A 24,947-nucleotide genomic window follows, 5' to 3' on the forward strand; every position below is an offset into this window, starting at 1 on the left:
GGGACGCATGCCGCTTTCCGGGGAGTATCTGCCCAGCACGTCCGAGTGGGCCCGCAACCAGGCCGAGACCTTCGAGGCCACCGGGGGTGCGGAGGCCGCCGAGCTGCGCGGCGTGCCGATCATCGTGCTGACGACCGTGGGTGCGAAGTCGGGGGCGCTCCGCAAGACCGCTCTCATGCGCGTCGAGCACGACGGCCGCTACGCCGTCGTCGCCTCTCAGGGCGGCGCACCGAAGGCGCCCGCCTGGTATTGGAACCTCGTCAAGAACGCGCACGTCGAGCTTCAGGACGGCGCCGTGACACGCGACTACATCGCTCACGAGGCCGAGGGCGACGAGTACGTGGATTGGTGGACGCGGGCCACCGCGGTCTGGCCCGATTACGACGCCTACCAGGCGAAGACCGACCGCCGGATCGCGGTGTTCGTGCTCGAGCCCGTCGACGGGTGATCGAGCGCCGGCGCGGGTGACGCGCAGACGGGCGTCGCTGCACCGATCGGTCACCGGCCGACCCTAGAATCTCCCTGCTCCACGGGTGGAGCGGCGGATCGGGGGAGTCGGCATGACCGCACAGCAGGCCCGACGTGCGCGATCGGTGGCGATCGGCATCGGCGCGGTCCTTCTCGTCGTCGTCGCCGTTCTGCTGCTCGGGGCGTACCTGGCACCCCGCGTGCTTCCCAACCTCTTCACCGAGGTCTTCGACGAGGCGCACCCGCAGACGATCGTCGACGCGCACACCAGTGCGACGGTCGTCGTCCCCGCCGGCTGGGCGTCGCAGCGGGCGGGGGGCAGCGAGAGTGAACTCGTCCTCCGTTCGCCCGACGGCGGGCTGGCCGTGACCTTCACCATCTCGGTCGACGCCGCGCGACCGACGGTCGACCCCGGTGACGCGACGGGCCCAGGCGGGACGGTCGTGGAGCGGCTCGCCTCGGGCCTGGACGCCGCGCACGCGCAGACCGACGACGCGCTCGTCGTCGCGGTCGGGCGAGGGACGGCGGGGCCGAGCGTGCGGATGGTGGCGACCGGAGCGAGGGAGGATCTCGCCCCCTACCGGCCCGTCATCGCCGATCTGATCGAGAGCGTGCGGGTGGGATCATGAGGCGGCGCCGTTTCGTCGCCGTCGTCGCGGTGACCGCACTGCTCCTGAGCGGCTGCGCCGTCGCGAGCGACCCGCAGTGGACACCACCCGGCTGGGAGGAGCACGACATCCGCATCACGACACCGCCCGAGCCGATCGACCCGGCGAGCGTCGGCGCGCTCAGCGGCGAACGCCTGCGCAACGACACCGTCGGCGTCCATGCCCGGTTCTCGCTGCTCCCCGGCTCCGGGGCGTTCGACGAACGGGTGGTGGGCCTGGTCCGCGATGCCGCCCTGGGCCGTGCCGCGGCGATCGGCGAGACCTATGCGCCCGAGGTGTTCCCCCTCGGCGCCGGACTCGGCGACCGCGGATGCGTGCGCGGGGGCACGCTGAGAAGCGCTGCCGACGTGCTGGCCGATCCCGCACTGGGGCCGGTGGGCGGAACGGGCATCGCCGTCGTCTGCGACATCGTCGCCGCGACCGGACCCGTCCTCGGCGAGCGTGTGAGGGTCGTCGACGGCGGCCCGGGCGGCGTGGCGTCCGACGTGACGACCATCGTCTACGCCGACGTCGCCAGCGGTACGGTGGGCTCCGCCGCCGACCTCTGGAATCCCGAAGCATCCGGGCGTCTTCACGGCGAGATCGTGGAGTTGTTGCGGCGCGAGGCGGGTGCGCTCAGCCTCGCGACGGCCGCGCCCGCCGACGAGGCGGGTCTGGCGGGGTTCGCCCCCGCTCTCGGGACGACCGTCCCCGGCGCGGGCGGCTCGCTCGTCTTCACGCTCGCGCCCGGTTTCACCGCTCCCGAGCTGGCGGCGCTCGACGTGCCGCCGACCGAGTCGGCTCTCGTGATCGAGGTGCCCGCGGCGACCGCCGCGACTCTGGTCACCCCGCTGGGCGCCGCGCTCGTCGCGGCCGGGCAGTCGGGCGCCGCTTTCGAGAGCCCCGTCGCGCTGCCCGCCGGGAGCGCCCCGATCGACTGCGACCTCTTCCCGTGCGTGGCGCTCACCTACGACGATGGACCCAGTGACTTCACTCCCGGCATCCTCGACGAGCTCGCCTCACGCCGGGCGGCCGCGACGTTCTTCACGATGGGCGACAAGTCGTCGCGCTACGGCGACGTTCTGCGCCGCATGGTGGCGGAGGGGCACCTCGCCGAGAACCACACCTGGAACCACCCGCACCTCCCCGACATCCCTCTCGACGCGGCACTACGACAGATCCGCGATGCCACCGGGGCGATCGAGAAGCAGACGGGGGAGCGGGTCACCATGTTCCGTCCGCCGTACGGCGAGTACACCGCCGAGATCGTCTCGGGGTCGGGCCTTCCTGCGATCCTCTGGGACGTCGACACGTTCGACTGGCAGGGGATCGCCGACGACGTGCTGATCGGCCGTGCCGTCGAGCAGCCCCGACCCGGATCGATCGTGCTGCAGCACGACATCCAGCCGAACACCGCCCGCACCGCCGGCGCGGTCTACGACGGGCTGCGCGACCGGGGCTTCAGCCTCGTCACCGTCGCGCAGCTGTTCGGCGGCCAGGCACCCGCGTCGGGCGCCTGGCGCAGCGGCCGCTGAGCCTGCGCGTGTCCCGTCGCGGGACGCGCCGCACCCGCGGGTAGGGTCGTTCGCGCATGCATCGCCTCCTCGTCGTTCTCCTCGCCGCCCTCGACGCCGTCATCGCGGCAGCGGGCGGCGTCGCCGTCGTGCTCGCACCCCTGACCCTGCTGTGGGTCGTCGGCTTCGGATCCGGTGCCGACTGGTCGACGCTCTGGCCCGCGAGCGGGGCGATCTGGCAGCTCGGGCACCTCGTGCCGCTCGAGCTCACGCTGCCGCCCGAGTATCTGAACGTCGCCGGTATCGACCCGACGGCGGCGTCGTTCACCCTCTCGCTCGCGCCGCTCGCCCTCGCCGTCTTCACGGCGCTGTTCGCTGCCCGATCCGGTCGCCGCGCGGCTCAGGCGGGCGCCCCCGCGACCGGTGCGGTGACGGGCCTGGCGGTCTTCACGGCCATCGCCGCGGTCATCGCCCTGACGACGGCCAACGACCTCGCCACCGTCGAACTCTGGCAGGCCGTGCTCTTCCCCGCTCTCGTCTTCGGGCTCCCCGCCATGCTCGGCGCATTCGTCGAATCGTGGCGACTCGACGAGCACGGATCGATCGCGCGGCTGCGGTCTCGGATCGAGCACGGCACCTGGGGAGCGCTGCCGGGTCTCCTCGCGCGGGGCAGCGCCATCGCCGTGACCGGTCTGATCGGCGTCGCGGCGACCGTCGCGGGCATCGCCGTACTGCTGCGCGGCGGAGAGATCGTGGCGCTGTTCGAGGCCGCACACGTCGACGCCGCCGGCGTGATCGTGCTCGCCCTCGCGCAGCTCGCGTACCTTCCGACGCTGATCGTCTGGGCGCTCTCGTTCGTCGCGGGCCCGGGCTTCGCTCTCGGTGAGGGCACGGCCGTCTCGCCCGCGGGCACGCAGCTGGGAGTGCTGCCCGGCATCCCGGTTCTCGGGGTCGTGCCCGAGTCATCGACGACGTGGCTGCTGCTCCTGGCGCTCCTCCCGGTCGCCGTCGGCGTGCTGACCGGATGGATGCTGCGCTCCCGCCTCGCCGCAAGGCCCCACGCCGCGCGCGACCACGACGGCGGTCTGCTGTTCCGCCTCGTGCTCGCCGTGTCGGTGGCGGTCGTGACGGGGGCCGTCGCCGCGCTTCTGGCCGTCTTCGGGTCGGGCTCGATCGGTCCCGGGCGGCTCGCCCGGATCGGTCCCGACGCCGGTGCTCTCGCGTTCACCGTCGGAGTCGAGGTGCTCGTCGGTGCAGCGATCCTTCTGCTCCTGCCGCGACGCGCGAGCGACGACGAGCGCCGCGAGGTCGCCGCATCCGTCGTCCCCGCGCGCCCGGCACCGCCCGACACCGGTCTCGACACCTGGCGGCGTCTGGCCGCCGAGCGTCCGTTCTCCCACCCCGAGCGCCCCATCCCGACGACCGACACGTGGCTGGCCCCGCCGACCGAATCGGGGGAGCCGGCGGCGGCGGGCGACGGCGAGCGCGCCCACCCGGTGCCGGTCGACGCGGACGCGACCGAGCCGATCCCCGGATTCGAGCGCGGGGGCGCCTCGGATGGCGACGAGCGTCCGCGGCGCCCGTCGGTAGACTGACCGGGTGTTCACCGTCGCGGTCCTCATCTCGGGCACCGGATCGAACCTCCGGGCCCTCCTCGAGGCCGCCGCCTCCGCCGATTTCCCGGCGAGGGTCATCGTCGTCGGCGCCGACCGCGAGGCCGAGGGGTTCGCGCACGCGGAGGCCTTCGGCATCCCCACGTTCCTCGTGCCGTACGAGCAGTTCGACTCGCGCGCCGAGTGGGGGAGCGAGCTCATCGAACAGCTCGCCGTCTGGAACGCCGACCTCGTCGTGCTGAGCGGACTGATGCGCGTGCTCCCGCCGGCCGTGGTCGAGGCCTGGTCGCCGCGGCTCATCAACACCCACCCCGCCTACCTGCCCGAGTTCCCCGGAGCGCACGGAGTGCGCGACGCCCTCGCCGCCGGTGCCACCGAGACCGGGGCGACCGTGCACGTCGTGGACGGCGGTGTCGACACCGGGCCGGTCCTCGCCCAGGAGCGCGTCGCCGTGCTGGCCGGAGACGACGAGCACCGCCTGCACGACCGCATCAAGCCCGTGGAGCGACGGCTCCTCATCGACGTGGTGCGCCGCATCGCGACCGGTGATCTCGACCTGTCCTCGACCGTCCCGTCGCCGTCCGCCGCGCGGCACAACGAAGCATCCGCCCTCGACACACCCTAGGAGTCCCCATGGCCGGACCTCGGCACGACCCCTCCCTCTACCGCGACCGCGACGTCGTGGCGGTCCGCCGCGCGCTCGTCTCGGTGAGCGACAAGACCGACCTGCTGCGCCTCGCCGAGGCACTCGCCGCCGCCGGCGTCGAGATCGTCTCGACGGGTTCGACCGCGGCGACCATCCGCGAGGCCGGTCACGCCGTCACCGACGTGTCGGCGGTGACCGGCTTCCCCGAGTCGCTCGACGGCCGTGTGAAGACCCTGCACCCGGGCGTGCACGCCGGGCTGCTCGCCGATCTCCGCCTGGAGGGCCACGAGCGCCAGCTCGACGAGCTCGGCATCGCGCCGTTCGAACTCGTCGTGGTGAACCTCTACCCGTTCGTCGAGACGGTCGCCTCGGGCGCCGAGGGCGATGACGTCGTCGAGCAGATCGACATCGGCGGCCCCGCGATGGTGCGCGCCGCCGCGAAGAACCACGCGAACGTGGCGATCGTCGTCGCGCCCGAGTCGTACCCCACGATCATCGACGCGCTCGGTGCCGGCGGCACGACCCTCGCACAGCGCCGCGAGCTGGCCGCGCGTGCCTTCGCACACACGGCCGCGTACGATACGGCGGTCTCGACGTGGTTCGCCGACGACACGCTCTCGTCGGCCGACGAGCTGCCGGCGCACCTGACGATCGCGGCCGAGCGTCTCGAGACCCTCCGCTATGGCGAGAACTCGCACCAGCGCGCGGCGATCTACTCCCGCGCAGGCGGCCACGGCATCGCCCAGGCCCGCCAGCTGCAGGGCAAGGGCATGTCGTACAACAACTACGTCGACGCGGACGCCGCCCTTCGCGCCGCGTTCGACATGGTCAAGCCCGCCGTCGCGATCATCAAGCACGCGAACCCCTGCGGCATCGCGGTGGCCGCACCCAACGCGCTCGACGAGATCGCCAGCGCCCACCTGCGCGCCCACGAGTGCGACCCCGTGTCGGCGTTCGGTGGCGTCATCGCCGCGAACCGCACGGTGACGCTGAAGATGGCCGAGAACCTGCGCGACATCTTCACCGAGGTCATCATCGCGCCCGACTTCGAGCCCGAGGCGCTCGAGGTCTTCAAGCTCAAGCAGAACCTGCGCGTGCTGTGCCTGCCGGCCGACTGGGAGCAGGAGCGTCTCGACGTGCGCCTCGTCTCGGGCGGGCTCCTGCTGCAGGACGCCGACCGCTTCCCCGATGACATCGAGTCGGTCGCGAAGGACTGGCAGCTCGTCTCGGGCGAGCAGCCCGGCGAGGCCGAGATGCAGAACCTGATCTTCGCGTGGAAGTCGTGCCGCGCCGTGAAGTCCAACGCGATCGTGCTGGCCAAGGGCTCCGCCACGGTCGGGATCGGGATGGGTCAGGTCAACCGCGTCGACTCGTGCCGTCTGGCCGTCGAGCGCGCCGGTGACCGCGCCGCGGGCTCGGTCGCAGCATCCGACGCCTTCTTCCCCTTCGCCGACGGCCCCCAGGTGCTGCTCGACGCCGGGGTGTCGGCGATCGTGCAGCCGGGCGGTTCGGTGCGCGACGAAGAGGTCATCGACGCGGCGCGTGCCGCCGGCGTGACGATGTTCTTCACGGGCGAGCGCCACTTCTTCCACTGACGCGCCCCCGCCAAGACCGCGAGACCGCTCCTGCGCACCGAAACCCCGGCTTCATGTCGGGGTCTCGCGGCGCGGAAGCGGTCTCGCGGTCTTCGGGCGGATGGTGTCAGGGGCGGCCGTAGGTCTCGAGCAAGCGCAGCCAGACCTCGCTGACGGTCGGGTACGACGGCACCGCGTGCCACAGGCGCGTCAGCGGCACCTCGCCGACGATCGCGATCGTCGCCGAATGCACGAGCTCGGCGACATCGGGACCCACGAAGGTCGCGCCGATGATCGTGCCGCGGTCTTCATCGACGATGGCGCGGGCCTGACCCTTGTACGAGTCCGACTGCTCGCTGGCACCGGCGATCCACGACAGGTCGTAGTCGAGAACACGGATGCGGCGTCCCGCCTTCTCGGCGGAGGCCGCGGTGAATCCGACCGAGGCGACCTCGGGGTCGGTGAAGGTCACCTGCGGTACCGCTTCGTTATCGGCCGTCGCGACGTGGGCGCCCCAGGGCGCGTCGTCGACCGGCGCACCCTGGGCGCGCGCGGCGATGACGTCGCCGGCGGCGCGCGCCTGGTACTTGCCCTGGTGGGTGAGCAGCGCCCGGTGGTTCACGTCGCCCACCGCGTAGAGCCAATCCGTCCCGCGCACGAGCAGCGTGTCGTCGACCTCGAGCCAGGAGTCGGGCTCGAGTCCCACCGTCTCGAGGCCGAGCCCGCCGGTGCGGGGGATCCGCCCGGTCGCGACCAGCACCTCTTCGGCTTCGACGGTGGTGCCGTTGGACAGCTCGATGGCGACGAGGCCCGCGTCGGTGCGACGGGCGGAGACGGCGTCCACCCCCGTCTTCACCGTGGCGCCGAGGTCGGTGAGGGATGCGGCGACGAGCTCTCCCGCGAACGGTTCGTTGTTCGCGAGCAGCCCTGAGCGCGCCACGAGCGTGACCGCGCTGCCGAGGCTCGCGTAGGCGGTCGCCATCTCGGCCCCCACCACACCGCCGCCGAGGATCGCGAGCGACGCGGGGATCTTCTGGGCGCTCGTCGCCTCCCGGCTGGTCCACGGTGCGACATCGGCGAGTCCCGGGATGTCGGGGAGGAGGGCTGCGGATCCGGTGCACACGGCGACCGCGTGCCGGGCGACGAGGTCGGTCGTCGTGCCGTCGTCAGCGGTGACGCGCACGGTCTTCTCGCCGGTCAGCGCGCCGTAGCCGCGGACGAGATCGATGCCGGCGCCCTGCAGCCATTCGACCTGGCTCGAGTCGTTCCAGTCGTGCGTCATCGAATCGCGCCGGCGCAGCACAGCGGCCACGTCGAGGTCGCCCGTGACGGCCTGCTTGGCGCCGTCGACGGCCTGCGCCGCTCGCAGAGCCGCGCCGCTGCGCAGCAGCGCCTTCGACGGCATGCACGCCCAGTAGGAGCACTCGCCTCCGACCAGCTCGGCTTCGACGATGACCGCCGAGAGGCCCCTCTGCACGGCCCGGTCGGCGACGTTCTCTCCGACGGGACCGGCTCCGATGACGATGACGTCGTATTCGCGTGCGCTCATGGCGACACGGTACCGCCGCACGAGCGGGGGAGGGCGGGGCTTGCGCGTCCCGTCGAGCTGACCCACTCTCCCTCCAGAGTCCAAGACACCCGGACGCGCAGCCCGGGCCGCCCGGGTGTCGTGGACTCTCAGCGCGCCAGCCGCGACGGCCGTGTCCGAAAACCGCCAGCCGGTGTCGGCGGGCGGTGGCAGGCTGGGGGAATGAGCACGACGGGCATGAGCTTCTCCGAGCGGTATCGCGTGATCCAGTCGCGCGATACGCGCTTCGACGGCCAGTTCGTCACCGCGGTCAGCTCCACCGGCATCTACTGCCGTCCGAGCTGCCCGGCGCGCACCCCGAAGGAGCAGAACGTCTCGTTCTACGCCACCTCGGCCGCCGCCCACGAGGCGGGCTACCGCGCGTGCAAGCGGTGTCTGCCGGAGGCCGCCCCCGGCTCGCCGGAGTGGAACCTCCGCGGCGACGTGACGGCTCGGGCGATGCGCCTCATCGCCGACGGGGTCGTCGACCGCGAGGGCGTACCGGGGCTCGCCCGCCGGCTCGGATACTCCCCGCGGCATCTGACCCGGTTGCTCGCGGCCGAGCTCGGCGCCGGCCCTCTCGCGCTGAGCCGGGCGCACCGGGCGCACACCGCGCGCATGCTGCTCGTCGGCACCGACCTGCCCGCCGCCGACGTCGCGTTCTCGGCGGGGTTCTCCAGCGTGCGCCAGTTCAACGAGACCGTCGGCGAGGTGTTCGGCATGCCGCCCACGCAGCTGCGCGCACGTCGTCGTTCGCACGAGAGCACCCCGGGGCAGATCGACCTCGTGCTGCCGCATCGCGGGCCCCTCGACTCCGCCGGACTGTTCGGGTGGATGGCCGCTCACGCCATCGGAGGAGTAGAGGATGCGTCGGCCACCTCGTTCGCGCGGACACTCCTGCTCGGCGGCGGTCCGGCCTGGTTCTCCGTCACGCTCGATGCCGACGGCCGGGTGCGCATGCGCGCGCGTCTGTCTCAGCTGTCCGACCTCGCGACCCTCATCACCCGCGTCCGGCGCCTGTTCGACCTCGACGCCGATCCGGTCGCCGTCGATACGGCGCTGTCGCGGCATCCTCTGCTCGCGCCCCTCGTCGCGCGCATTCCGGGGGTGCGGGTGCCGGGATGCGTCGACGCGCACGAGATGCTCATCCGCGCGATGATCGGCCAGCAGATCAGCGTCGCCGCCGCGCGCACCGCCATGACGCGGCTCGCCGATGCCCTCGGCGAGCGGGTAGAGGGCGACGAGGGCACGACCGTGCTCTTCCCGACCATGACCGCGATCGCCGAGCGCGGCCATGACGTGCTGCGGGGTCCTGCGGCGCGCATGCGCGCCATCGTCGAGACCGCCACCGCCCTGGCCGACGGCTCGCTCGACCTCGGGGCCGGCGACGACGGCGCCGAGCAGCGCGAACGGCTGCTGGCGTTGCGGGGCGTCGGTCCGTGGACCGCCGACTACGTGCGTATGCGCGTGCTCGGCGACCCCGATGTGCTGCTTCCCGGAGACATCGCCGCGCGTGCGGGCGCGGCCGCCGCCGGCATCCCGGCCGACGCCGCCGGTCTCACCGGATGGGCCGTGCGCGCCGCACCGTGGCGCAGCTATCTGATGTCGCACCTCTGGTACGCCGCCCCCGTCACCCAGTCCTGGCGCGCCGCGCCCGCCCCCATCGAGGAGAAGTCATGACCACCGCCACGATCGAGACGATCGACACCCCCGACGGCCCTTTCACGATCCTCGCCGACCCCGACGGCCGCGTGCTGTCGTCGGGCTGGACGAGCGATGCCGAGCTAGTCGTCGGCCGCCTGGCCCCGGCGGCGCGCCCGTCGGCCGTCGCCGAGGGCCGGACGGATGCTGCGGATGCCGCGCGGGCGTACTACGAGGGCGACGTCGCCGCCATCGACGGTGTCGCCGTCGCCCAGACGGGCACCGCCCTGCAGCTCGCCGGCTGGTCGGCGCTGCGGGGGATCGCCCCGGGGGCGCCGCTCACCTACACCGGATTCGCCGCGACGCTCGGACAGCCTCGTGCGGTGCGGGCCGCAGCCTCCATCTGCGCCCGCAACGCCCCCGCGCTGTTCGTGCCCTGCCACCGGGTGCTGCGCACCGACGGTTCGCTCGGCGGGTTCGCCTGGGGCCTCGAGGTCAAGAGGCGCCTCCTCGACCGGGAGACGGCGCTGCGCGCCCGGGGTTGAGGCTGCAGCGCGAACGTCTGTATCCTGGAGGGCTGCCCGCGAGTCGGGCATAACTCCTCCCGCCCGAGCGTTGCGGCTGTGAGTCCCCTGAAATTCTGCCGTCCGTGGACGGTGCCGCTCCACCGAGGATCATGACCCCCGTTACACCTGCCTCCGAACTGTCCACCGCGCGATCGCTCGCGCGGCTGCTGCCGTTCGTGCGTCCCGTCAAGGGACGCCTCATCCTCGGCGGTGTCAGCGCCCTCGTCGCGAGCCTGCTCGCGCTCGGTATCCCGCTCGTGCTCGAGGCCGTCGTGGGCGGTCCGATCGCCTCCGGCGACCCCGGCCTCATCGCCTGGGGAGCCGCCGCGGTGCTCGCGCTCGGTCTGCTCGAAGCCCTCATGACGTGGGCTCGCCGGTGGTTCGTACTGGCGCCCTCGACCCAGGTCGAGTACGTGATCCGCACCGAGTTCTACAAGCGTCTGCAGCGTCTGCCGGTCGCGTTCCACGACCGCTGGCAGTCGGGGCAGCTGCTGAGCCGCATGATGCAGGACATCAGCCTCGTGCGCCGCTGGTTCGCCTTCGGCCTCGTGCTGCTGGTGGTGAACATGCTCACCATCCTCGCGGGGTCGGTGCTGCTGTTCAGCTGGCACTGGGTGCTCGGCACCGTCTACGTCGTGTGCTCGGCACCGCTGTGGATCGCGGGCTACCTCTTCGAGAAGAAGTACGGCATGCTGACCCGCCAGAGCCAGGACCAGGCCGGCGACCTCGCGACCGCGGTCGAGGAGAGCGTCCACGGCATCCGCGTGCTCAAGGCGTTCGGTCGCGGCGGGCACCTGCTGGGCAAGTTCACCCGCCAGGCCGAGAGTCTGCGCGTCACCGAGCTGCGCAAGGCGAAGTCGGTCGGGCTCATCATGTTCTGGCTCGTGCTGCTGCCCGACATCGCGCTGGCGCTCTGCCTCGGCGCGGGCATCGTGCTCACCTCGATCGGTCAACTCGACGTGGCGCAGCTCTTCGCGTTCTTCGCGATGGCGGCGATCCTGCGCTGGCCCACCGAGTCGATCGGCTTCCTCTTCTCGTTCCTCCTCGACGCGCGCACGGCGACCGACCGCATCTTCGAGGTCTTCGACGAGGAGAACACGATCGTCGACCCTCAGCACCCGGTCGCGCTCGACGAGGTGCGCGGAGCGCTCGTCTTCGAAGGCGCCCGGTTCCGGTACCAGGATGCCGGGGAGGGCGAGCGCGACCTGCTCGACGGCATCGACCTGGCCCTCCGCCCCGGAGAGACCATGGCGCTGGTCGGGCTCACCGGGTCGGGCAAGACGACGCTCACCACTCTCCCGGCCCGCCTCTACGACGTGACCGGAGGCCGGGTGACGCTCGACGGCGTCGACGTGCGCGACCTCACCCTCAGCGATCTGCGGCGCCACATCGGCATGGCGTTCGAAGACGCCACGCTCTTCTCGGCCACCGTGCGCGAGAACGTCCTGCTCGGTCGGGAAGACCTCGAGCCCGGTTCGCCGGAGGCGGAGGCCGCGATCACCGAGGCGCTCGCCGTCGCTCAGGCCGGGTTCGTGCACGAGCTGCCCGACGGGCTCGACACCGTCATCGGCGAGGAGGGGCTCAGCCTGTCGGGCGGCCAGCGTCAGCGCCTCGCCCTGGCTCGCGCCGTGGCCGCCAAGCCCGCCGTCCTCGTGCTCGACGACCCCCTGTCCGCCCTCGATGTCGACACCGAGGCGCTGGTCGAGGAGGCGCTGCGCGCGGTCCTCGCCGACACCACCGCGCTCGTGGTCGCCCACCGCCCGTCGACCGTGCTGCTGGCCGATCGTGTCGCCCTGCTCGAGCAGGGCCGCGTGACCGCCATCGGCACGCACACCGAGCTGCTGCGGGGCAACGAGCACTACCGCCACGTGATCTCGAGCCTGGAGGTCGAGGCGGCCGTGCGCGATACGAACACCCGGGAGATCGAGGTGATCCGATGAGCGCCACGACCGTCTCCGGAACGGCCGGCGAAGACCGCTCCGATTACACCAAGGCCGAGAGCCGCAGCATCCGCCGTCGTTCCCTGCGGCTTCTGGGCTCGCTCGTGCGCCCGGTGCGCTGGCAGGTGCTGCTGGCAGCCGTCGTGCTCGTGATCTCGACGGCCCTGCGCGTCGCCGGCCCCGCGCTCATCGCGTGGGGGATCGACAACGCCCTGCCCGCCGCCCTCGAGCAGGCCGACTGGATGCCGACGATCGGCGTCGTCTCGGTGTACCTCGTCGCGGGCTTCGGCGGCGCCGCGCTCATCGGCTGGTACTCGATCGTCGCCGCGCGGCTGACGCAGGCCGTCATGCTCGATCTGCGCAAGCGCATCTTCCTGCACACGCAGCGGCTGAGTCTCGAGTTCCACGAGTCGTACACCTCCGGCCGCATCATCTCGCGGCAGACGAGCGACCTCGACACGATCCGCGAACTGCTCGACGGCGGCCTGAACGAGCTCGTCTCCGGTGTGCTGTACGGCGGGTTCACGCTCATCGCGCTGCTGCTGCTCGACTGGCAGTCGGGCATGGTCGTGGTGGTCATGGGTGTGCCGCTGTACTTCCTGATGCGCTGGTTCTACCTCCGCTCACAGGGCGTGTACCGCGAGTCGCGCGTGATCAGCGCCCAGGTGATCGTGAAGTTCGTCGAGACGATGACCGGCATCCGCGCGGTGAAGGCGTTCCGCAAAGAGCCCCGCAACGACGAGGGCTTCGGCGACCTGTCCGACCAGTACCGCAACGTCAACATGCGCTCGATCCGGCTGTTCGGCATCCTGGAGCCCGGCCTGATGGCCGTGGCCGCCGTCTCCGTCGCCCTGGTGCTGCTGTGGGGTGGGCTGCGCGTCGTCGACGGCACGTTCGCGGTCGGAACGCTGCTGGGTGCGGTGCTGTACGTGCGCAACTTCTTCTCGCCGCTGAGCGAGGTGGCGTTCTTCGTCAATTCCTATCAGTCGGCGACGGCCGCGCTCGAGAAGGTGTCGGGAGTCCTCGAGGAGGAACTCACCGTCCCCGACCCCAGCGACCCCGTCGACCTGCGGCAGGCCCGCGGGCACATCCGTTTCGACGACGTCGAGTTCGGGTACTCCGACGACCGCGTCATCCTGCCCGACTTCACACTCGATCTGCCCGCCGGTCAGACGATCGCCCTCGTCGGAACGACGGGCGCCGGAAAGTCGACGCTCGCGAAGCTGGTATCGCGGTTCTACGACCCGACGTCGGGCGCGATCACCCTCGACGGCGTCGACCTCCGGCAGCTGCACCCGAAAGACCTCCGTCGCGCGATCGTGATGGTCACGCAGGAGGCCTACCTGTTCAGTGGCACCGTCGCCGACAACATCGCTCTCGGCAAGCCCGACGCGACGCTCGACGAGATCCGGTCGGCCGCGCGAGCGGTCGGAGCGGACGAGTTCATCCGCGCTCTTCCCGACGGCTACGACACCGACGTGAACAAGCGCGGCGGGCGCGTATCGGCCGGTCAGCGTCAGCTGATCTCGTTCGCGCGGGCGTTTCTCGCCGATCCGGCGGTGCTGATCCTCGACGAGGCGACGGCATCGCTCGACATGCCGAGCGAGCGCCTCATCCAGGAGGCCCTGCAGACGCTGCTCGCCGACCGCACCGCCATCATCATCGCCCACCGTCTGTCGACGGTCGCGATCGCCGACCGGGTGCTCGTGATGGAGTACGGCCGCATCATCGAGGACGACACCCCGGAGGCGCTGATCGCCGGGACGGGCAAGTTCGCCCAGCTGCACGCGTCGTGGCGCGAGTCGCTCGTCTGACGTCCGGCTACGTGCGCACCCGCGCGGCGCGCGCGTGCCGGGCGTTGCCGATCGCCCAGACGGCCACGGCCAGCACGAAGAAGCCGGCGACGAGTCCGATGCACCACAGGGCCACCCCGCCGTACCCGCCCGAGACGGCCGGGTTGTAGAAGGGGTAGGGGTAGAAGCCCGAGACCGCGCCGCGCACCAGCGAGAAGACCGAGTACACGACCGGCCAGATCATCCACCACAGGGTCACCCGGAAGGGCAGCCTGCGCCGCGGCGCCCAGATGATCCAGTCGACGAGGCCCGCGACCGGCACGATCATGTGGACGACCACGTTCACCCAGGGGAAGATCGCGCCGATGTCACCGGCGGCCAGGATTGTGTTGAAGACGATGCCGACGAACACGATGTACACGACGGCGCCCCCGCGGATCGACACGAGCGTCTCGGAGGGATCGGCGCGTCGTCGGATCACCCGCACCGCGCTCACGATGAACACGATCGAGATGAGGATGTTCGAGAGGTTGGTGAAGTAGCAGAAGAAGTTCAGGATGCTGAAGCCGCTCGCCACGGTGCCGGCGAAGAACTGCCACGCCACCGCCGACAGCGAGAGCACGGCGAAGAACAGCCTGAACACGATCGACGCCACCCGCGAGGTCATGTGCACACGATAGCGGGAGAGCGTTCGGGCGCGGGTCATTGCGCCCTGCTATGGTGCGCAGCATCCTCTTCCCGTTCCCGACCCGCGAAGAACCCCCGTGACATCGAACGACGAGATCCCGACGCGCGGTTCGAGCCTCACGTGGTTCGGCCTGATCGCCGGGGTCGTGCTCCTGGTCGTCGCGGGGGCGTGGCTCGCCACCGTGAACACCGCGTCGACGCGGGCCGACGCCCCGCGCGTCGATTCGCCGGCCGCCGCGACCGAGGTGTCGGGCCAGGTCGGCGGTCAGACGTCGGTCGCCGGCCCGTCGCCGGCGAGTGCCCCCGCGGTCACGGTGGATGCGGCGTGGAGCGCACGCGTCGCGGCCGCCATCGGCATCCCGCGGCGGGCGCTGGAGGCCTACGCCCTGGCCGATCTCGTCGTCGACGCCGAGCAGCCGGGATGCGGCATCGGGTGGAACACGCTCGCGGGCATCGGTTCGGTCGAGACCGACCACGGCCGTCACGGGGGAGCCGCACTGGGCGACGACGGCTACCCGTCGCCCGCCATCCGCGGCCCGCAGCTCGACGGCGACGGCAACGCCGCCCTGCGCGACACAGACGGCGGAGCATGGGACGGCGACATCGTGTGGGACCGCGCCGTGGGCCCGATGCAGTTCATCCCCGACACCTGGGCGCGCTGGGGTGCCGACGCGAACGGCGACGGCGCGGCCGACCCGAACCAGATCGACGACGCGGCGCTGGCGGCGGCGCGCTACCTCTGCCACTCCGGCTCGATGACGAGCACCGAGGGCTGGCGGGCGGCGGTGTTCAGCTACAACCACCTCGATGTCTACGTCGACGACGTGGCCGCGGTCGCCAACCGCTACGCGCTCGACGCCGGCTGAGACGCAGCATCCACCTCGCATCGGCGTCGGAGAAGAGCACCCGGGTCGGAGGCTGCGGCCCGAATGCTCCGACGAAGGTGCGGTTCTCCGACGCCGGTGAAGCGTCGGCGTCGGTCAGAGGTGGGCCTGGGCGATGATCTCGCCGTACTCGGTCTCGCCGACGGGGGTGAAGCCGACGCGCTGGAAGAACGCCTCCGGGCCCTCTTCGCCCGACTCGTAGATCACGTCGACGTGCTCGAGCCCGCGCGATCGGGCCTCGTCGAGCAGGCGTTCTACGGCGAAACGCCCGATGCCGCGGCCCTGGTCGTCGGCGTCGACGTTGATGCGCCAGAGCACGGAACGGAAGTGCTCCACGGATGCTTCGGGGTCGAAGTTCGCGCTGACGAAACCCACGACCTCGTCACCGTCGAGCACGACGCGCTGCCACGAGGTCTGCGGATTCACCACGGTGGCGGCGATCCCGTAGCTCAGCGGAGCAAGGAACTGCTCCTGCCCGGGCTTGAGAGACAGCGTGTTGACGGCCACGATCGTGGCGGCCGACAGTTCGACGAGTCGCAGGTCTGCCATGACGACAGGCTAGCCGGGAAGAGCGTGCCGCGGGAAACGAGTTGACGGCCCGTGTCAACTATCTCGACATCAAGATATTTTCCCGGTTGCGTTAGGCTGATTCTCGACCCCGACGCTCGATATCGACGGGTGACAACGACGCCTGACGGAGAGACGACACGTGCCTGACTCCACCATCATCTACACCCACACCGACGAGGCCCCGGCGCTCGCGACCGCATCGTTCCTGCCGATCGTGCAGGCGATCGCGCGGCACGCCGACGTCGACGTCGAGACCCGCGACATCTCGCTCTCCGGGCGCGTGCTCGCCGCGTTCCCCGAGCGGTTGAGCCCCGAGCAGCAGGTCGGCGACGCCCTGGCAGAGCTCGGCGGTCTCGCGACGCTGCCCGAAGCGAACATCATCAAGCTCCCGAACATCTCCGCCTCAATCCCGCAGCTGAAGGCCACGATCGCCGAGCTGCAGTCGCAGGGCTTCGACGTGCCCGACTACCCCGACGAGCCCACGACGACGGAGCAGAAGGACGCCCGCGCCCGCTACGACCGCATCAAGGGCTCCGCGGTGAACCCGGTGCTCCGCGAGGGCAACAGCGACCGCCGTGCGCCGCTGTCGGTGAAGAACTACGCCCGCAAGCACCCGCACCGCAACAAGCCGTTCGCGCAGGGCTCGAAGACGCGCGTCGCGACGCTCGGGCACGACGACTTCCGCTCGAACGAGAAGTCGGTCGTCATCCCCGGCGACGACGTGCTCGACATCCGCCACGTCGCCGCCGACGGCACCGTGACCACGCTGCGCGACGGCCTGAAGGTGCTGCCCGGCGAGATCGTCGACGCCACGTTCCTCTCGGCGACGGCCCTCGACGCGTTCCTCGCCGAGACGCTCGCGACGGCCAAGGCCGACGACGTGCTCTACTCGGTGCACCTCAAGGCCACGATGATGAAGGTCAGCGACCCCATCATCTTCGGCCACGTCGTGAAGGCCTACTTCGCCGACGTCTTCGACCGCTACGGCGACGCCATCGCCGCCGCCGGACTCACCGCGAACGACGGACTCGGCGCGATCCTCTCCGGCCTGTCGTCGATCGAGGGGGGCGACGAGATCGCCGCGGCGATCACCGCCGACCTCGCATCGGGACCCAGCCTGTCGTACGTGAACTCCGACAAGGGCATCACGAACCTCCACGTGCCCTCCGACGTCATCGTCGATGCGTCGATGCCGGCGCTCGTGCGCAACGGCGGCAAGCTCTGGGGTGTCGACGGGGGCGAGGACGACACGCTCGCCGTGATCCCCGACTCGTCGTACGCGGGCGTCTACCAGGCGACCATCGACGACGTGATCGCGAACGGCCCGCTCGACCCCGCGACGATCGGCACCGTGCCCAACGTCGGCCTCATGGCTCAGGCGGCCGAGGAGTACGGCAGCCACGACAAGACCTTCGAGATCGCCGCTCCCGGTGTCGTGCAGATCACGAACTCGGCCGGCGACGTGCTCATCGAGCACGAGGTCGCGCAGGGCGACATCTGGCGCGCGACGCAGACGAAAGACATCCCGATCCGCGACTGGGTGAAGCTCGCGGTGAGCCGTGCCCGTGCCAGCGACACTCCCGCGGTGTTCTGGCTCGACGAGACCCGCGCGCACGACGCGCGGCTCATCGAGAAGGTGCGCACCTACCTGGCCGACCACGACACCGAGGGCCTCACGATCGAGATCCTCGCGCCCGAGGCGGCGACCGCCTATTCGCTGGAGCGCATCCGTCGCGGCGAGGACACCATCTCGGTCACCGGCAACGTGCTGCGCGATTACCTCACCGACCTCTTCCCGATCCTCGAGGTCGGTACGAGCGCCAAGATGCTCTCGATCGTGCCCCTGCTCGCGGGCGGCGGACTTTTCGAGACCGGCGCCGGAGGCTCGGCCCCCAAGCACGTGCAGCAGCTCGTCGCGGAGGGGTTCCTGCGGTGGGACTCGCTGGGTGAGTTCTTCGCCCTCGCGGCGTCGCTCGAGCACCTCGCCGACCGCGCCGGCAACGCTCGTGCGAAGATCCTCGCCGACACGCTCGACGCGGCCACCGGCACGTTCCTCGAGAACGACAGGTCGCCCGGACGCAGCATCGGCGCGATCGACAACCGCGGCAGCCACTTCTACCTCGCGCTCTACTGGGCGCAGGAGCTCGCAGCGCAGACCACCGACGCGGAGCTGGCGGCGGTCTTCGCCCCGGTCGCCGAGGCGCTCGCGGCGAACGAGAAGACGATCGTCGACGAGCTCGCCGCGGCGCAGGGAACGCCGGCCGAGATCGGCGGCTACTACCGGCCCGACCCCGCGCTGGTCGAGGCCGTCATGCGTCCCTCGACGACGCTGAACGGCATCATCGACGCCGTCTGACGCCCCGAACGACGAGGAGCGGATGCTGCGAGGCATCCGCTCCTCGTCGTTTCACGCGGCCTGCACCGGTCGCGGTAGCGGACGCGATGCGAGACGGGGGAGCGCGGCTTCGAGGGGCGCACGAGTCGGACGCCGGCCGAGCGCACCCGGGTACGAAGAAGGGGCGGATGCTTCGCAGCATCCGCCCCTTCGGCCGAACTCAGTAGTGCACCCAGACCTCGGTGCCCTTGGGCGCCCAGTCGTAGAGGAACTTGGCCGAGGCGACCGGCAGGTTCACGCAGCCGTGGCTCATGACGTTGCCGAAATTGTTGTGCCAGTAGGCGCCGTGGAAGGCCTCGTCGCCATTGAAGTAGGCCACCCACGGCACGTTCTCGGTGCAGTACGTCGCGCCGGGGAAGCACCCCATGTCTTGCAGGGGAGTCTTCCACCCGATGCGGAACGAGCCCGGTGTCGTCGGGCTGCTCGGGAGTCCGGTCGACGATGCCCAGGCGTACAGCACCTGGTCGTTCTCGTAGAGGTAGGTCATCTGTGTGCTCAGGTTGACCTCGAGGCGGCGCTCGGTGGCGGTCGTCGCGAACGGCGTCTCGGCCACGGTCAGCGGGAACACGCCGTTGCCCTCGGCGAGCTGGCTCGCGAAAGCGGAGGCGATGCCGTCGGTCGACTCGAGGGCACGACCGGTGACGCCGGCGACCTGCTCGAGCAGGACGCCGCCGGAGGAGTCGGTGATGACGTTCGCGTTGACGGCGTCGCGGTTCACGGCTGCGGGGAGCGTGTCGACGCTCGCCTGGATCAGCGCGGGGTCGGCCGTGTACGAGAACTGGCCGCCCTCGGACGACACGGTGAGCCACGACGCGGCCACGGTGCGGTCGACGGGCACGGTGCGCTCCTGGCCGACGTAGAAGCCGACCGTCTCGAGCACGCTGTTGAGCGCAGCCACGGCGGCGTCGGCCTCGTCGGTCGTCGCGAGGGCGTCGACGGCGACGGGCGCGGCGTCGATCGTGGTGGTGGTCTGCCCGCTGTCGAAGGCCGTCTGCAGGGCGGCCTGCACGGTCGCGAGGTCGACGCCCTCGCCCGGCACCGCGGGGGTCGTGACGTAGCTCGCCGATGCGGCGTCGAACGTCACGGCTGCGTCGACGGGGGCGACGTAGAGGTCGGGGGCGGTGCTCTGGAGGGCGGCCGTGGCGGTCGCCTGGTCGATGGTGACCGCGGCGTCGCTGCTGCCCGGGTACCAGGTCGACGGGTTCCACATCGGGTTCTCGGCGAACGCGGCGTCGGCGAGGGCCCTCGCGTCGACGCTCGCACCGAGGTCGGCACCCGTGACCTCGAAGGTGCCGTCGGGGCTGTCGAGCACCACGGTGGTCTCGGCCAGGCGGGCGGAGATCGCGTCGGCGGCGCCGCCGGCGGTGAGTCCGCCGACCGGCACGCCCGCGACGGAGGCGCCGGGGGCGATGAGAACCAGGGAGGCGGCGATCAGTGCGGTGAGCGTCGCGCCCACCGGCAGGCCGATCCACAGCGCGGTGCGCTTCTTCTTGGGACGGCCGGGTTCGACGGGGGCCCACGCCACCGTGGGGGCGGAACCGTCGGTGCCGCCGTCGACGGTCGTTCTATCGCGGTCGTCTGCGTCGGCATCCGGTCTCGTGACGAGATCGGTCATGTCGGTCACCCCCCGTTTGATGACTCCATGGTAGTCCGCAGGGGTGGGCCTGCGGGGGCGATCCGTATCACGGTGGCACAACGAAGTGCGCCGGGCTCACTCGCGGGACGCGCCCCAGACCAGGGGGAGCAGCACGTGGCTCAGCGGAGCGAGAGGCAGAACGGATGCTTCGGCCTCACCGAACCAGCGCATCTCCTCGATCTCTGCGCCGATGGTGACCTCCGACGCCGAGACCGCTTCTCGCACACGGAACGCGTGCGCCACGACGGTGAATCCGGGCTCGTTCGCCGCATCCGCCCGGAACTGCCCGAGCGGCTCGAGCGCAGCCGCATCGACGCTCAGCCCGACCTCCTCGAGGAGCTCGCGCGCGAGCGTCTCGGCCGGGGTCTCATCGGGCTCCGGCTTGCCGCCGGGCTGCATGAAGGTGTGCGTGCCGCGCTTGCGCACGAGCAGCGCGCGCCGTTCGTGGTCGAGCACGACGGCGGCGCTCACGTGCACCTCCGCGGTCACCGGGAGGCCGTCTCGAAGACCTTGCCCGGGTTCAGGATCCCGGCGGGATCGAACACGCGAGCCACCTGCCGCTGCAGCTCCCACTGATCGGCGCCCAGCTCGTCGGCGAGCCAGCGTCGCTTGAGCACGCCGATGCCGTGCTCGCCGGTGAGCGTGCCGCCGAGGTCGAGGGCGGCGTGGAACAGGGCGTCGGCCGCGGCCCAGATGTGCTCGGGCACCTCCGGACCGTCGAAGACGAAGTTCGGGTGCAGGTTGCCGTCGCCGGCGTGGGCGACGGTGGGGATGACGATGCCGAACTCCCGCTCGATGCGGGCGATCTCGTCGAACATCGCCGGGAGCGCGCTGCGCGGCACCGAGACGTCTTCGATCAGGGCGGTCCCCAGGGTCTCCATCGCGGGATGCATCGAACGACGGATCATCAGCAGCCGTTCGCCCTCCTCGCGGTCGGCGGCGACGCGCACGGTGCCCCCGGCGGCCGAGAGCACCTCGTTGATCCTCGAAGCCTCCGCGGCGGCGGCGGGGCCGTCGGTCTGGAGGGTGAGCTGCGCCACGCCGGGGGCGGGCGCGTCGAGACCGAGGAGCGCGTGCACGGCGGCCAGGCACGCCGCATCCATGAGCTCCATGATCGCGGGCTGCGCGCCCGAGGCGGTGACGGCGGCGGATGCCGCGGCCGCGGTGCGGACGTCGGGGAAGGTGGCCGCGATCGTGACGATCTCGCCCTCCACGAGACGACGCAGCTTCAGGGTGGCGGCGACGACGACCCCGAGGATGCCCTCGGAGCCGATCACGAGCGACGTGAGGTCGAGGCCCGTCACGCCCTTGACGCTGCGGTGTCCGAGTTTCATGAGCCGCCCGTCGGCGAGCACGATGTCGACCCCGAGCACGGCATCGCGGACCACGCCGTACTTGGCGCACAGGAGTCCGCCGGCGCCCGTGGCGATGTTGCCGCCGACGGTGGAGATGGCCCGGCTGGCCGGATCCGGGGCCCACCACAGGCCCTGGAGACCGAGGGCGTCGTTCAGTTCGGCGTTGAGGATGCCGGGCTCGACCACCGCGAGGAGGTCATCGGGGCGCACCTCGAGGATGCGGTTCATGCGGCGCACCGAGAGGGCGATCTCGCCGCCCCCGGCGTTGGCGCCGCCGGCGAGCCCCGTGCCCGCGCCGCGGGTGACGACGGGGGTCGAGGTCTCCGAGGCGATCCGCAGCACGCGCTGCACGTCGGCCACCGACTCGGCGTGCACGACAGCGAGCGGCCGGTCGGGGGCCGCGTGGCCCGACTTGTCGGCGCGGGCGGCGTCGAGCGCATCGGCGGAGGTGTCGACGAGGTCGCCGAGGGCGTCTCGGAGCAGCCCGACGACGTCGACGCTCATGCGAGTCGTCGCCGGCCGGCGAACAGGCCGCACGTGATGGCGACGATCGCGAAGGCGATGCCGACCCACACCTGGCCCATGTTCCACCAGGCCACGGTCGCCGCCGCGTACACGAGCAGCTCGACGATCGCCCGCACGAACGGGTGCACGGCCAACACCGCGCGCGGCGAGACGAACAGCGCCCACACGAGGATCGCCGCGACGGGAGCGGCGATGCCGAACACGATGTTCCAAGGGAGCGGCCATGCCAGGAAGCCCCACAGGGCGAGGGTCGCGAAGGCGAACAGGCCGCAGAGGAAGGCGCCGATCTCGGCGGCCGAGGGCCGCGGTCGCATCCCCGGCTGGAGGGGCGCTTCGGCGCGGACATTCGGGGTTTCGGGCATGCCACCAGTCTACGATCCGTCTCGCCGCGAGGCGGAGGCCGCGGTCGGGGACGGATCGGGAAACGGGCACGACCGGCACGCCGAGGGGGCTCGTCGGCGCGGGTCGCCGGACAGCAGCATCCGGTATGATCTGACCTGTCGCGACTGGCGTTCAAGGTGGAGGACCACCGGGGAGCGACACTGTTTTCGCCTTCTGCACGATGGCATTCGACCGCTCGCCTGGGCCGATGTGGATGTTCGTCGGCGCGCTCCGCGGGCCGACTGCAACCGCAGTAACCACCCGACGATCGAGGAGTCCGCCCGTGTCCGACCCGTCATTCAACGCCCCCCTCTCCGAGGTCGATCCCGAGATCGCCGAGGTGCTCGAGCGCGAGCTCGAGCGTCAGCGCGGCTACCTCGAGATGATCGCGTCCGAGAACTTCGTGCCCGTCTCGGTGCTGCAGTCGCAGGGATCGGTACTCACCAACAAGTACGCCGAGGGCTACCCCGGTCGCCGTTACTACGGCGGCTGCGAGGAGGTCGACGTCGCCGAGGAGCTCGCGATCGAGCGGGCGAAGAGCCTGTTCGGCGCGGAGTTCGCCAACGTGCAGCCGCACTCGGGTGCGACCGCCAACGCCGCCGTGCTGCACGCGATCGCCCGCCCCGGCGACACGCTGCTCGGTCTCTCGCTCGACCAGGGCGGCCACCTGACGCACGGCATGAAGATCAACTTCTCGGGTCGTCTCTACAACATCGTCGCCTACGGCGTCGACCCCGAGACCTCGCTCATCGACATGGACGAGGTGCGCCGACTGGCGATCGAGCACCAGCCCAAGGTCATCATCGCCGGCTGGTCGGCCTACCCCCGTCAGCTGGACTTCGCCCGGTTCCGTGAGATCGCCGACGAGGTCGGTGCCCTCCTGTGGGTCGACATGGCGCACTTCGCCGGCCTCGTCGCGGCGGGCCTGCACCCCAGCCCCGTGCCGCACGCCCACGTCGTGTCGTCGACCGTGCACAAGACGATCGGTGGCCCGCGTTCGGGCTTCATCCTCACGAACGACGCCGCGCTGGCGAAGAAGATCGACACCGCGGTGTTCCCCGGCCAGCAAGGTGGCCCGCTCATGCACGTGATCGCCGCCAAGGCCACGGCGTTCAAGCTCGCCGCCTCGCCGGTGTTCCGCGAGCGTCAGGAGCGCACGGTGCGCGGCGCGGCGATCGTCGCCGAGCGCCTCACCCGCGACGACGTCTCCGCCGCCGGCATCGCCGTGCGGTCGGGCGGCACCGACGTGCACCTGGTGCTGGTCGACCTGCGCGAGGCCGCCATCGACGGCAAGCAGGCCGAAGACCTGCTGCACGAGATCCACATCACGGTCAACCGCAACGCGGTGCCGAACGACCCGCGCCCGCCGATGGTGACCTCCGGTCTGCGCATCGGAACCCCGGCGCTCGCGACGCGCGGCTTCGGCGACGAGGAGTTCACCGAGGTCGCCGACATCATCGCCCTGGCGCTCCTGCCGAACGCCGATGTCGAGGCCCTGCGCACCCGCGTCGCCGCGCTCGCCGCAGCCTTCCCGCTGTACCCGGGTCTGACTCAGTAAAGACCGAGAGGTTCGGAAGCCCGGTTGCCGTGGACCTATACCTACGGGCATAGTGATCTGCGGGAGCCGGGCTCTCGACCGTCGACGACGACACGAGGAGAACACATGACCGCGCAGAAGCTCGATGGCAAGGCGGCGGCAGCCGAGATCAAGGCGGAGCTGCGCGAGCGCGTAGACGCCCTCCGTGCGAAGGGCGTCACGCCGGGCATCGCGACGGTGCTGGTCGGTGCCGATCCGGCCTCGCAGCTGTACGTCGGCATGAAGCACCGCGAGTCCGAGGCCATCGGCATGAACTCGATCCAGGTCGAGCTGCCCGCCGAGGCGACCCAGGCCGAGGTCGAGGCGACCATCGACGAGCTCAACGCCGACCCGACGTGCCACGGCTACATCGTGCAGCTGCCGCTTCCGAAGCACATCGACACCGACGCGATCCTCGAGCGGATAGACCCCGCGAAAGACGCCGACGGCCTGCACCCGACCAACCTCGGACGCCTCGTGCTCAACGTCAACGCGCCGATCACCACGCCGCTGCCCTGCACGCCTCGCGGCGTCATCGAGCTGCTGGTGCGCAACGGCTACGACCTCACGGGCAAGGAGGTCGTCGTCGTGGGCCGCGGTGTCACGATCGGCCGCTCGATCGGGCTGTTGCTGACACGCCGCGAATACAACGCGACCGTCACCCTCACCCACACGGGCACGACCGACCTCGGTCACCACCTGCGTCAGGCCGACGTAATCGTCGCCGCCGCCGGGGTCAAGCACATCGTGCTCCCCGAGCACGTCAAGCCCGGCGCAGCCGTGCTCGACGTCGGCGTCACGCGCGAGACCGACCCCGAGACGGGCAAGAACCGCGTATACGGCGACGTGCACCCCGGTGTGGCCGACGTGGCCGGGTACCTCTCGCCCAACCCCGGCGGGGTCGGCCCCATGACGGTGGCGCTGCTCATGACCAACGTCGTCGAGGCGGCGGAGCGCGCCACGGCCTGA

The 24,947-nt window shown here is 71.3% G+C and carries 21 protein-coding genes and 1 riboswitch; of the genes, 14 read left to right on the forward strand and 7 right to left on the reverse strand.

The genetic code is table 11. From position 1 onward, the window contains the following. The first annotated feature begins 7 nt into the window (after positions 1–7). The 6 genes from DEU34_RS03760 to purH all read left to right on the forward strand — a co-directional run bounded on the left by DEU34_RS03760 (position 8) and on the right by purH (position 6,483). Complete coding sequence (locus tag DEU34_RS03760) at positions 8–448, forward strand: nitroreductase family deazaflavin-dependent oxidoreductase (protein WP_121148880.1); 441 nt, start codon at positions 8–10, stop codon at positions 446–448. A 112-nt stretch (positions 449–560) separates the two neighbouring features. Then, the gene (locus DEU34_RS03765) at positions 561–1,097 is read left to right on the forward strand and encodes a hypothetical protein (protein WP_121148881.1); all 537 of its coding nucleotides are present in this window, start codon (positions 561–563) and stop codon (positions 1,095–1,097) included. Further along, on the forward strand, positions 1,094–2,650 hold the full coding sequence (locus DEU34_RS03770) for a polysaccharide deacetylase family protein (RefSeq protein ID WP_121148882.1): 1,557 nt from the start codon (positions 1,094–1,096) through the stop codon (positions 2,648–2,650). The genes DEU34_RS03765 and DEU34_RS03770 overlap by 4 nt, the downstream gene beginning before the upstream one ends. Positions 2,651–2,706: 56 nt before the next feature. Beyond that, the gene (locus tag DEU34_RS03775) at positions 2,707–4,224 is read left to right on the forward strand and encodes a DUF6350 family protein (RefSeq protein WP_183042350.1); all 1,518 of its coding nucleotides are present in this window, start codon (positions 2,707–2,709) and stop codon (positions 4,222–4,224) included. A 4-nt stretch (positions 4,225–4,228) separates the two neighbouring features. Continuing rightward, positions 4,229–4,867 (forward strand): phosphoribosylglycinamide formyltransferase, encoded by a 639-nt coding sequence (gene purN, locus DEU34_RS03780; RefSeq protein WP_121148883.1) that lies wholly within the window; start codon positions 4,229–4,231, stop codon positions 4,865–4,867. 8 nt (positions 4,868–4,875) lie between these two features. Then, on the forward strand, positions 4,876–6,483 hold the full coding sequence (purH, locus tag DEU34_RS03785; RefSeq protein WP_121148884.1) for a bifunctional phosphoribosylaminoimidazolecarboxamide formyltransferase/IMP cyclohydrolase: 1,608 nt from the start codon (positions 4,876–4,878) through the stop codon (positions 6,481–6,483). A 106-nt stretch (positions 6,484–6,589) separates the two neighbouring features. Here the strand turns inward: purH and DEU34_RS03790 are convergent, their stop codons facing one another. After that, a complete protein-coding gene (locus DEU34_RS03790) occupies positions 6,590–8,011 on the reverse strand; it encodes an NAD(P)/FAD-dependent oxidoreductase (protein WP_121149696.1) in 1,422 nt (473 codons plus the stop codon). Positions 8,012–8,212: 201 nt separating this feature from the next. Between DEU34_RS03790 and DEU34_RS03795 the strand changes: the two genes are divergently transcribed. From DEU34_RS03795 to DEU34_RS03810, 4 genes are all read left to right on the forward strand, one after another. Further along, positions 8,213–9,709, forward strand: a complete 1,497-nt coding sequence (locus DEU34_RS03795) for a DNA-3-methyladenine glycosylase 2 family protein (protein WP_121148885.1) — start codon at positions 8,213–8,215, stop codon at positions 9,707–9,709. Next, complete coding sequence (locus DEU34_RS03800; protein ID WP_121148886.1) at positions 9,706–10,215, forward strand: methylated-DNA--[protein]-cysteine S-methyltransferase; 510 nt, start codon at positions 9,706–9,708, stop codon at positions 10,213–10,215. The genes DEU34_RS03795 and DEU34_RS03800 overlap by 4 nt, the downstream gene beginning before the upstream one ends. Before the next feature lie 131 nt (positions 10,216–10,346). Continuing rightward, entirely contained in the window at positions 10,347–12,176 is a 1,830-nt protein-coding gene (locus tag DEU34_RS03805) for an ABC transporter ATP-binding protein (protein WP_121148887.1), read from the forward strand. Next, the gene (locus tag DEU34_RS03810; protein ID WP_121148888.1) at positions 12,173–13,990 is read left to right on the forward strand and encodes an ABC transporter ATP-binding protein; all 1,818 of its coding nucleotides are present in this window, start codon (positions 12,173–12,175) and stop codon (positions 13,988–13,990) included. The genes DEU34_RS03805 and DEU34_RS03810 overlap by 4 nt, the downstream gene beginning before the upstream one ends. 7 nt (positions 13,991–13,997) lie before the next feature. Here DEU34_RS03810 and DEU34_RS03815 read toward each other — a convergent pair whose 3' ends face one another. Beyond that, positions 13,998–14,636, reverse strand: a complete 639-nt coding sequence (locus DEU34_RS03815; protein WP_147424004.1) for a Pr6Pr family membrane protein — start codon at positions 14,634–14,636, stop codon at positions 13,998–14,000. A 97-nt stretch (positions 14,637–14,733) separates the two neighbouring features. On the opposite strand from DEU34_RS03815, the gene DEU34_RS03820 reads away from it, so the two are divergent. Beyond that, positions 14,734–15,522 carry a lytic transglycosylase domain-containing protein gene (locus DEU34_RS03820; RefSeq protein WP_121148890.1) on the forward strand — a complete coding sequence of 263 codons (789 nt, stop codon included), beginning with the start codon at positions 14,734–14,736 and terminating at the stop codon, positions 15,520–15,522. 114 nt (positions 15,523–15,636) lie between these two features. On the opposite strand, the gene DEU34_RS03825 is transcribed toward DEU34_RS03820, so the two are convergent. Then, positions 15,637–16,089 (reverse strand): GNAT family N-acetyltransferase, encoded by a 453-nt coding sequence (locus DEU34_RS03825; protein WP_121148891.1) that lies wholly within the window; start codon positions 16,087–16,089, stop codon positions 15,637–15,639. 160 nt (positions 16,090–16,249) lie between these two features. Here DEU34_RS03825 and DEU34_RS03830 point away from each other — a divergent pair, with 160 nt between their 5' ends. Next, on the forward strand, positions 16,250–18,466 hold the full coding sequence (locus tag DEU34_RS03830; protein WP_121148892.1) for an NADP-dependent isocitrate dehydrogenase: 2,217 nt from the start codon (positions 16,250–16,252) through the stop codon (positions 18,464–18,466). Positions 18,467–18,665: 199 nt separating this feature from the next. Here the strand turns inward: DEU34_RS03830 and DEU34_RS03835 are convergent, their stop codons facing one another. From DEU34_RS03835 to DEU34_RS03850, 4 genes are all read right to left on the reverse strand, one after another. Beyond that, complete coding sequence (locus DEU34_RS03835; RefSeq protein ID WP_121149697.1) at positions 18,666–20,120, reverse strand: L,D-transpeptidase family protein; 1,455 nt, start codon at positions 20,118–20,120, stop codon at positions 18,666–18,668. Positions 20,121–20,216: 96 nt separating this feature from the next. Then, positions 20,217–20,612: an NUDIX domain-containing protein gene (locus DEU34_RS03840; protein ID WP_310793499.1), complete on the reverse strand. Its 396-nt coding sequence runs from the start codon at positions 20,610–20,612 to the stop codon at positions 20,217–20,219. Positions 20,613–20,626: 14 nt separating this feature from the next. After that, positions 20,627–22,000 (reverse strand): FAD-binding oxidoreductase, encoded by a 1,374-nt coding sequence (locus DEU34_RS03845; RefSeq protein WP_121148894.1) that lies wholly within the window; start codon positions 21,998–22,000, stop codon positions 20,627–20,629. After that, positions 21,997–22,383, reverse strand: coding sequence for a YrdB family protein (locus tag DEU34_RS03850; protein ID WP_121148895.1), 387 nt, complete (start codon positions 22,381–22,383; stop codon positions 21,997–21,999). Before DEU34_RS03850 ends, DEU34_RS03845 begins: the two co-directional genes overlap by 4 nt. Before the next feature lie 130 nt (positions 22,384–22,513). Continuing rightward, positions 22,514–22,615, forward strand: a riboswitch (ZMP/ZTP riboswitch). 70 nt (positions 22,616–22,685) lie between these two features. Between DEU34_RS03850 and glyA the strand changes: the two genes are divergently transcribed. Both glyA and DEU34_RS03860 read left to right on the forward strand, forming a co-directional pair. Beyond that, positions 22,686–23,960, forward strand: coding sequence for a serine hydroxymethyltransferase (gene glyA / locus DEU34_RS03855; RefSeq protein WP_121148896.1), 1,275 nt, complete (start codon positions 22,686–22,688; stop codon positions 23,958–23,960). A 105-nt stretch (positions 23,961–24,065) separates the two neighbouring features. Next, positions 24,066–24,947: a bifunctional methylenetetrahydrofolate dehydrogenase/methenyltetrahydrofolate cyclohydrolase gene (locus tag DEU34_RS03860; RefSeq protein WP_116645979.1), complete on the forward strand. Its 882-nt coding sequence runs from the start codon at positions 24,066–24,068 to the stop codon at positions 24,945–24,947.

Source organism: Microbacterium sp. AG1240 (genome assembly GCF_003635115.1).
Taxonomy (GTDB): domain Bacteria; phylum Actinomycetota; class Actinomycetes; order Actinomycetales; family Microbacteriaceae; genus Microbacterium.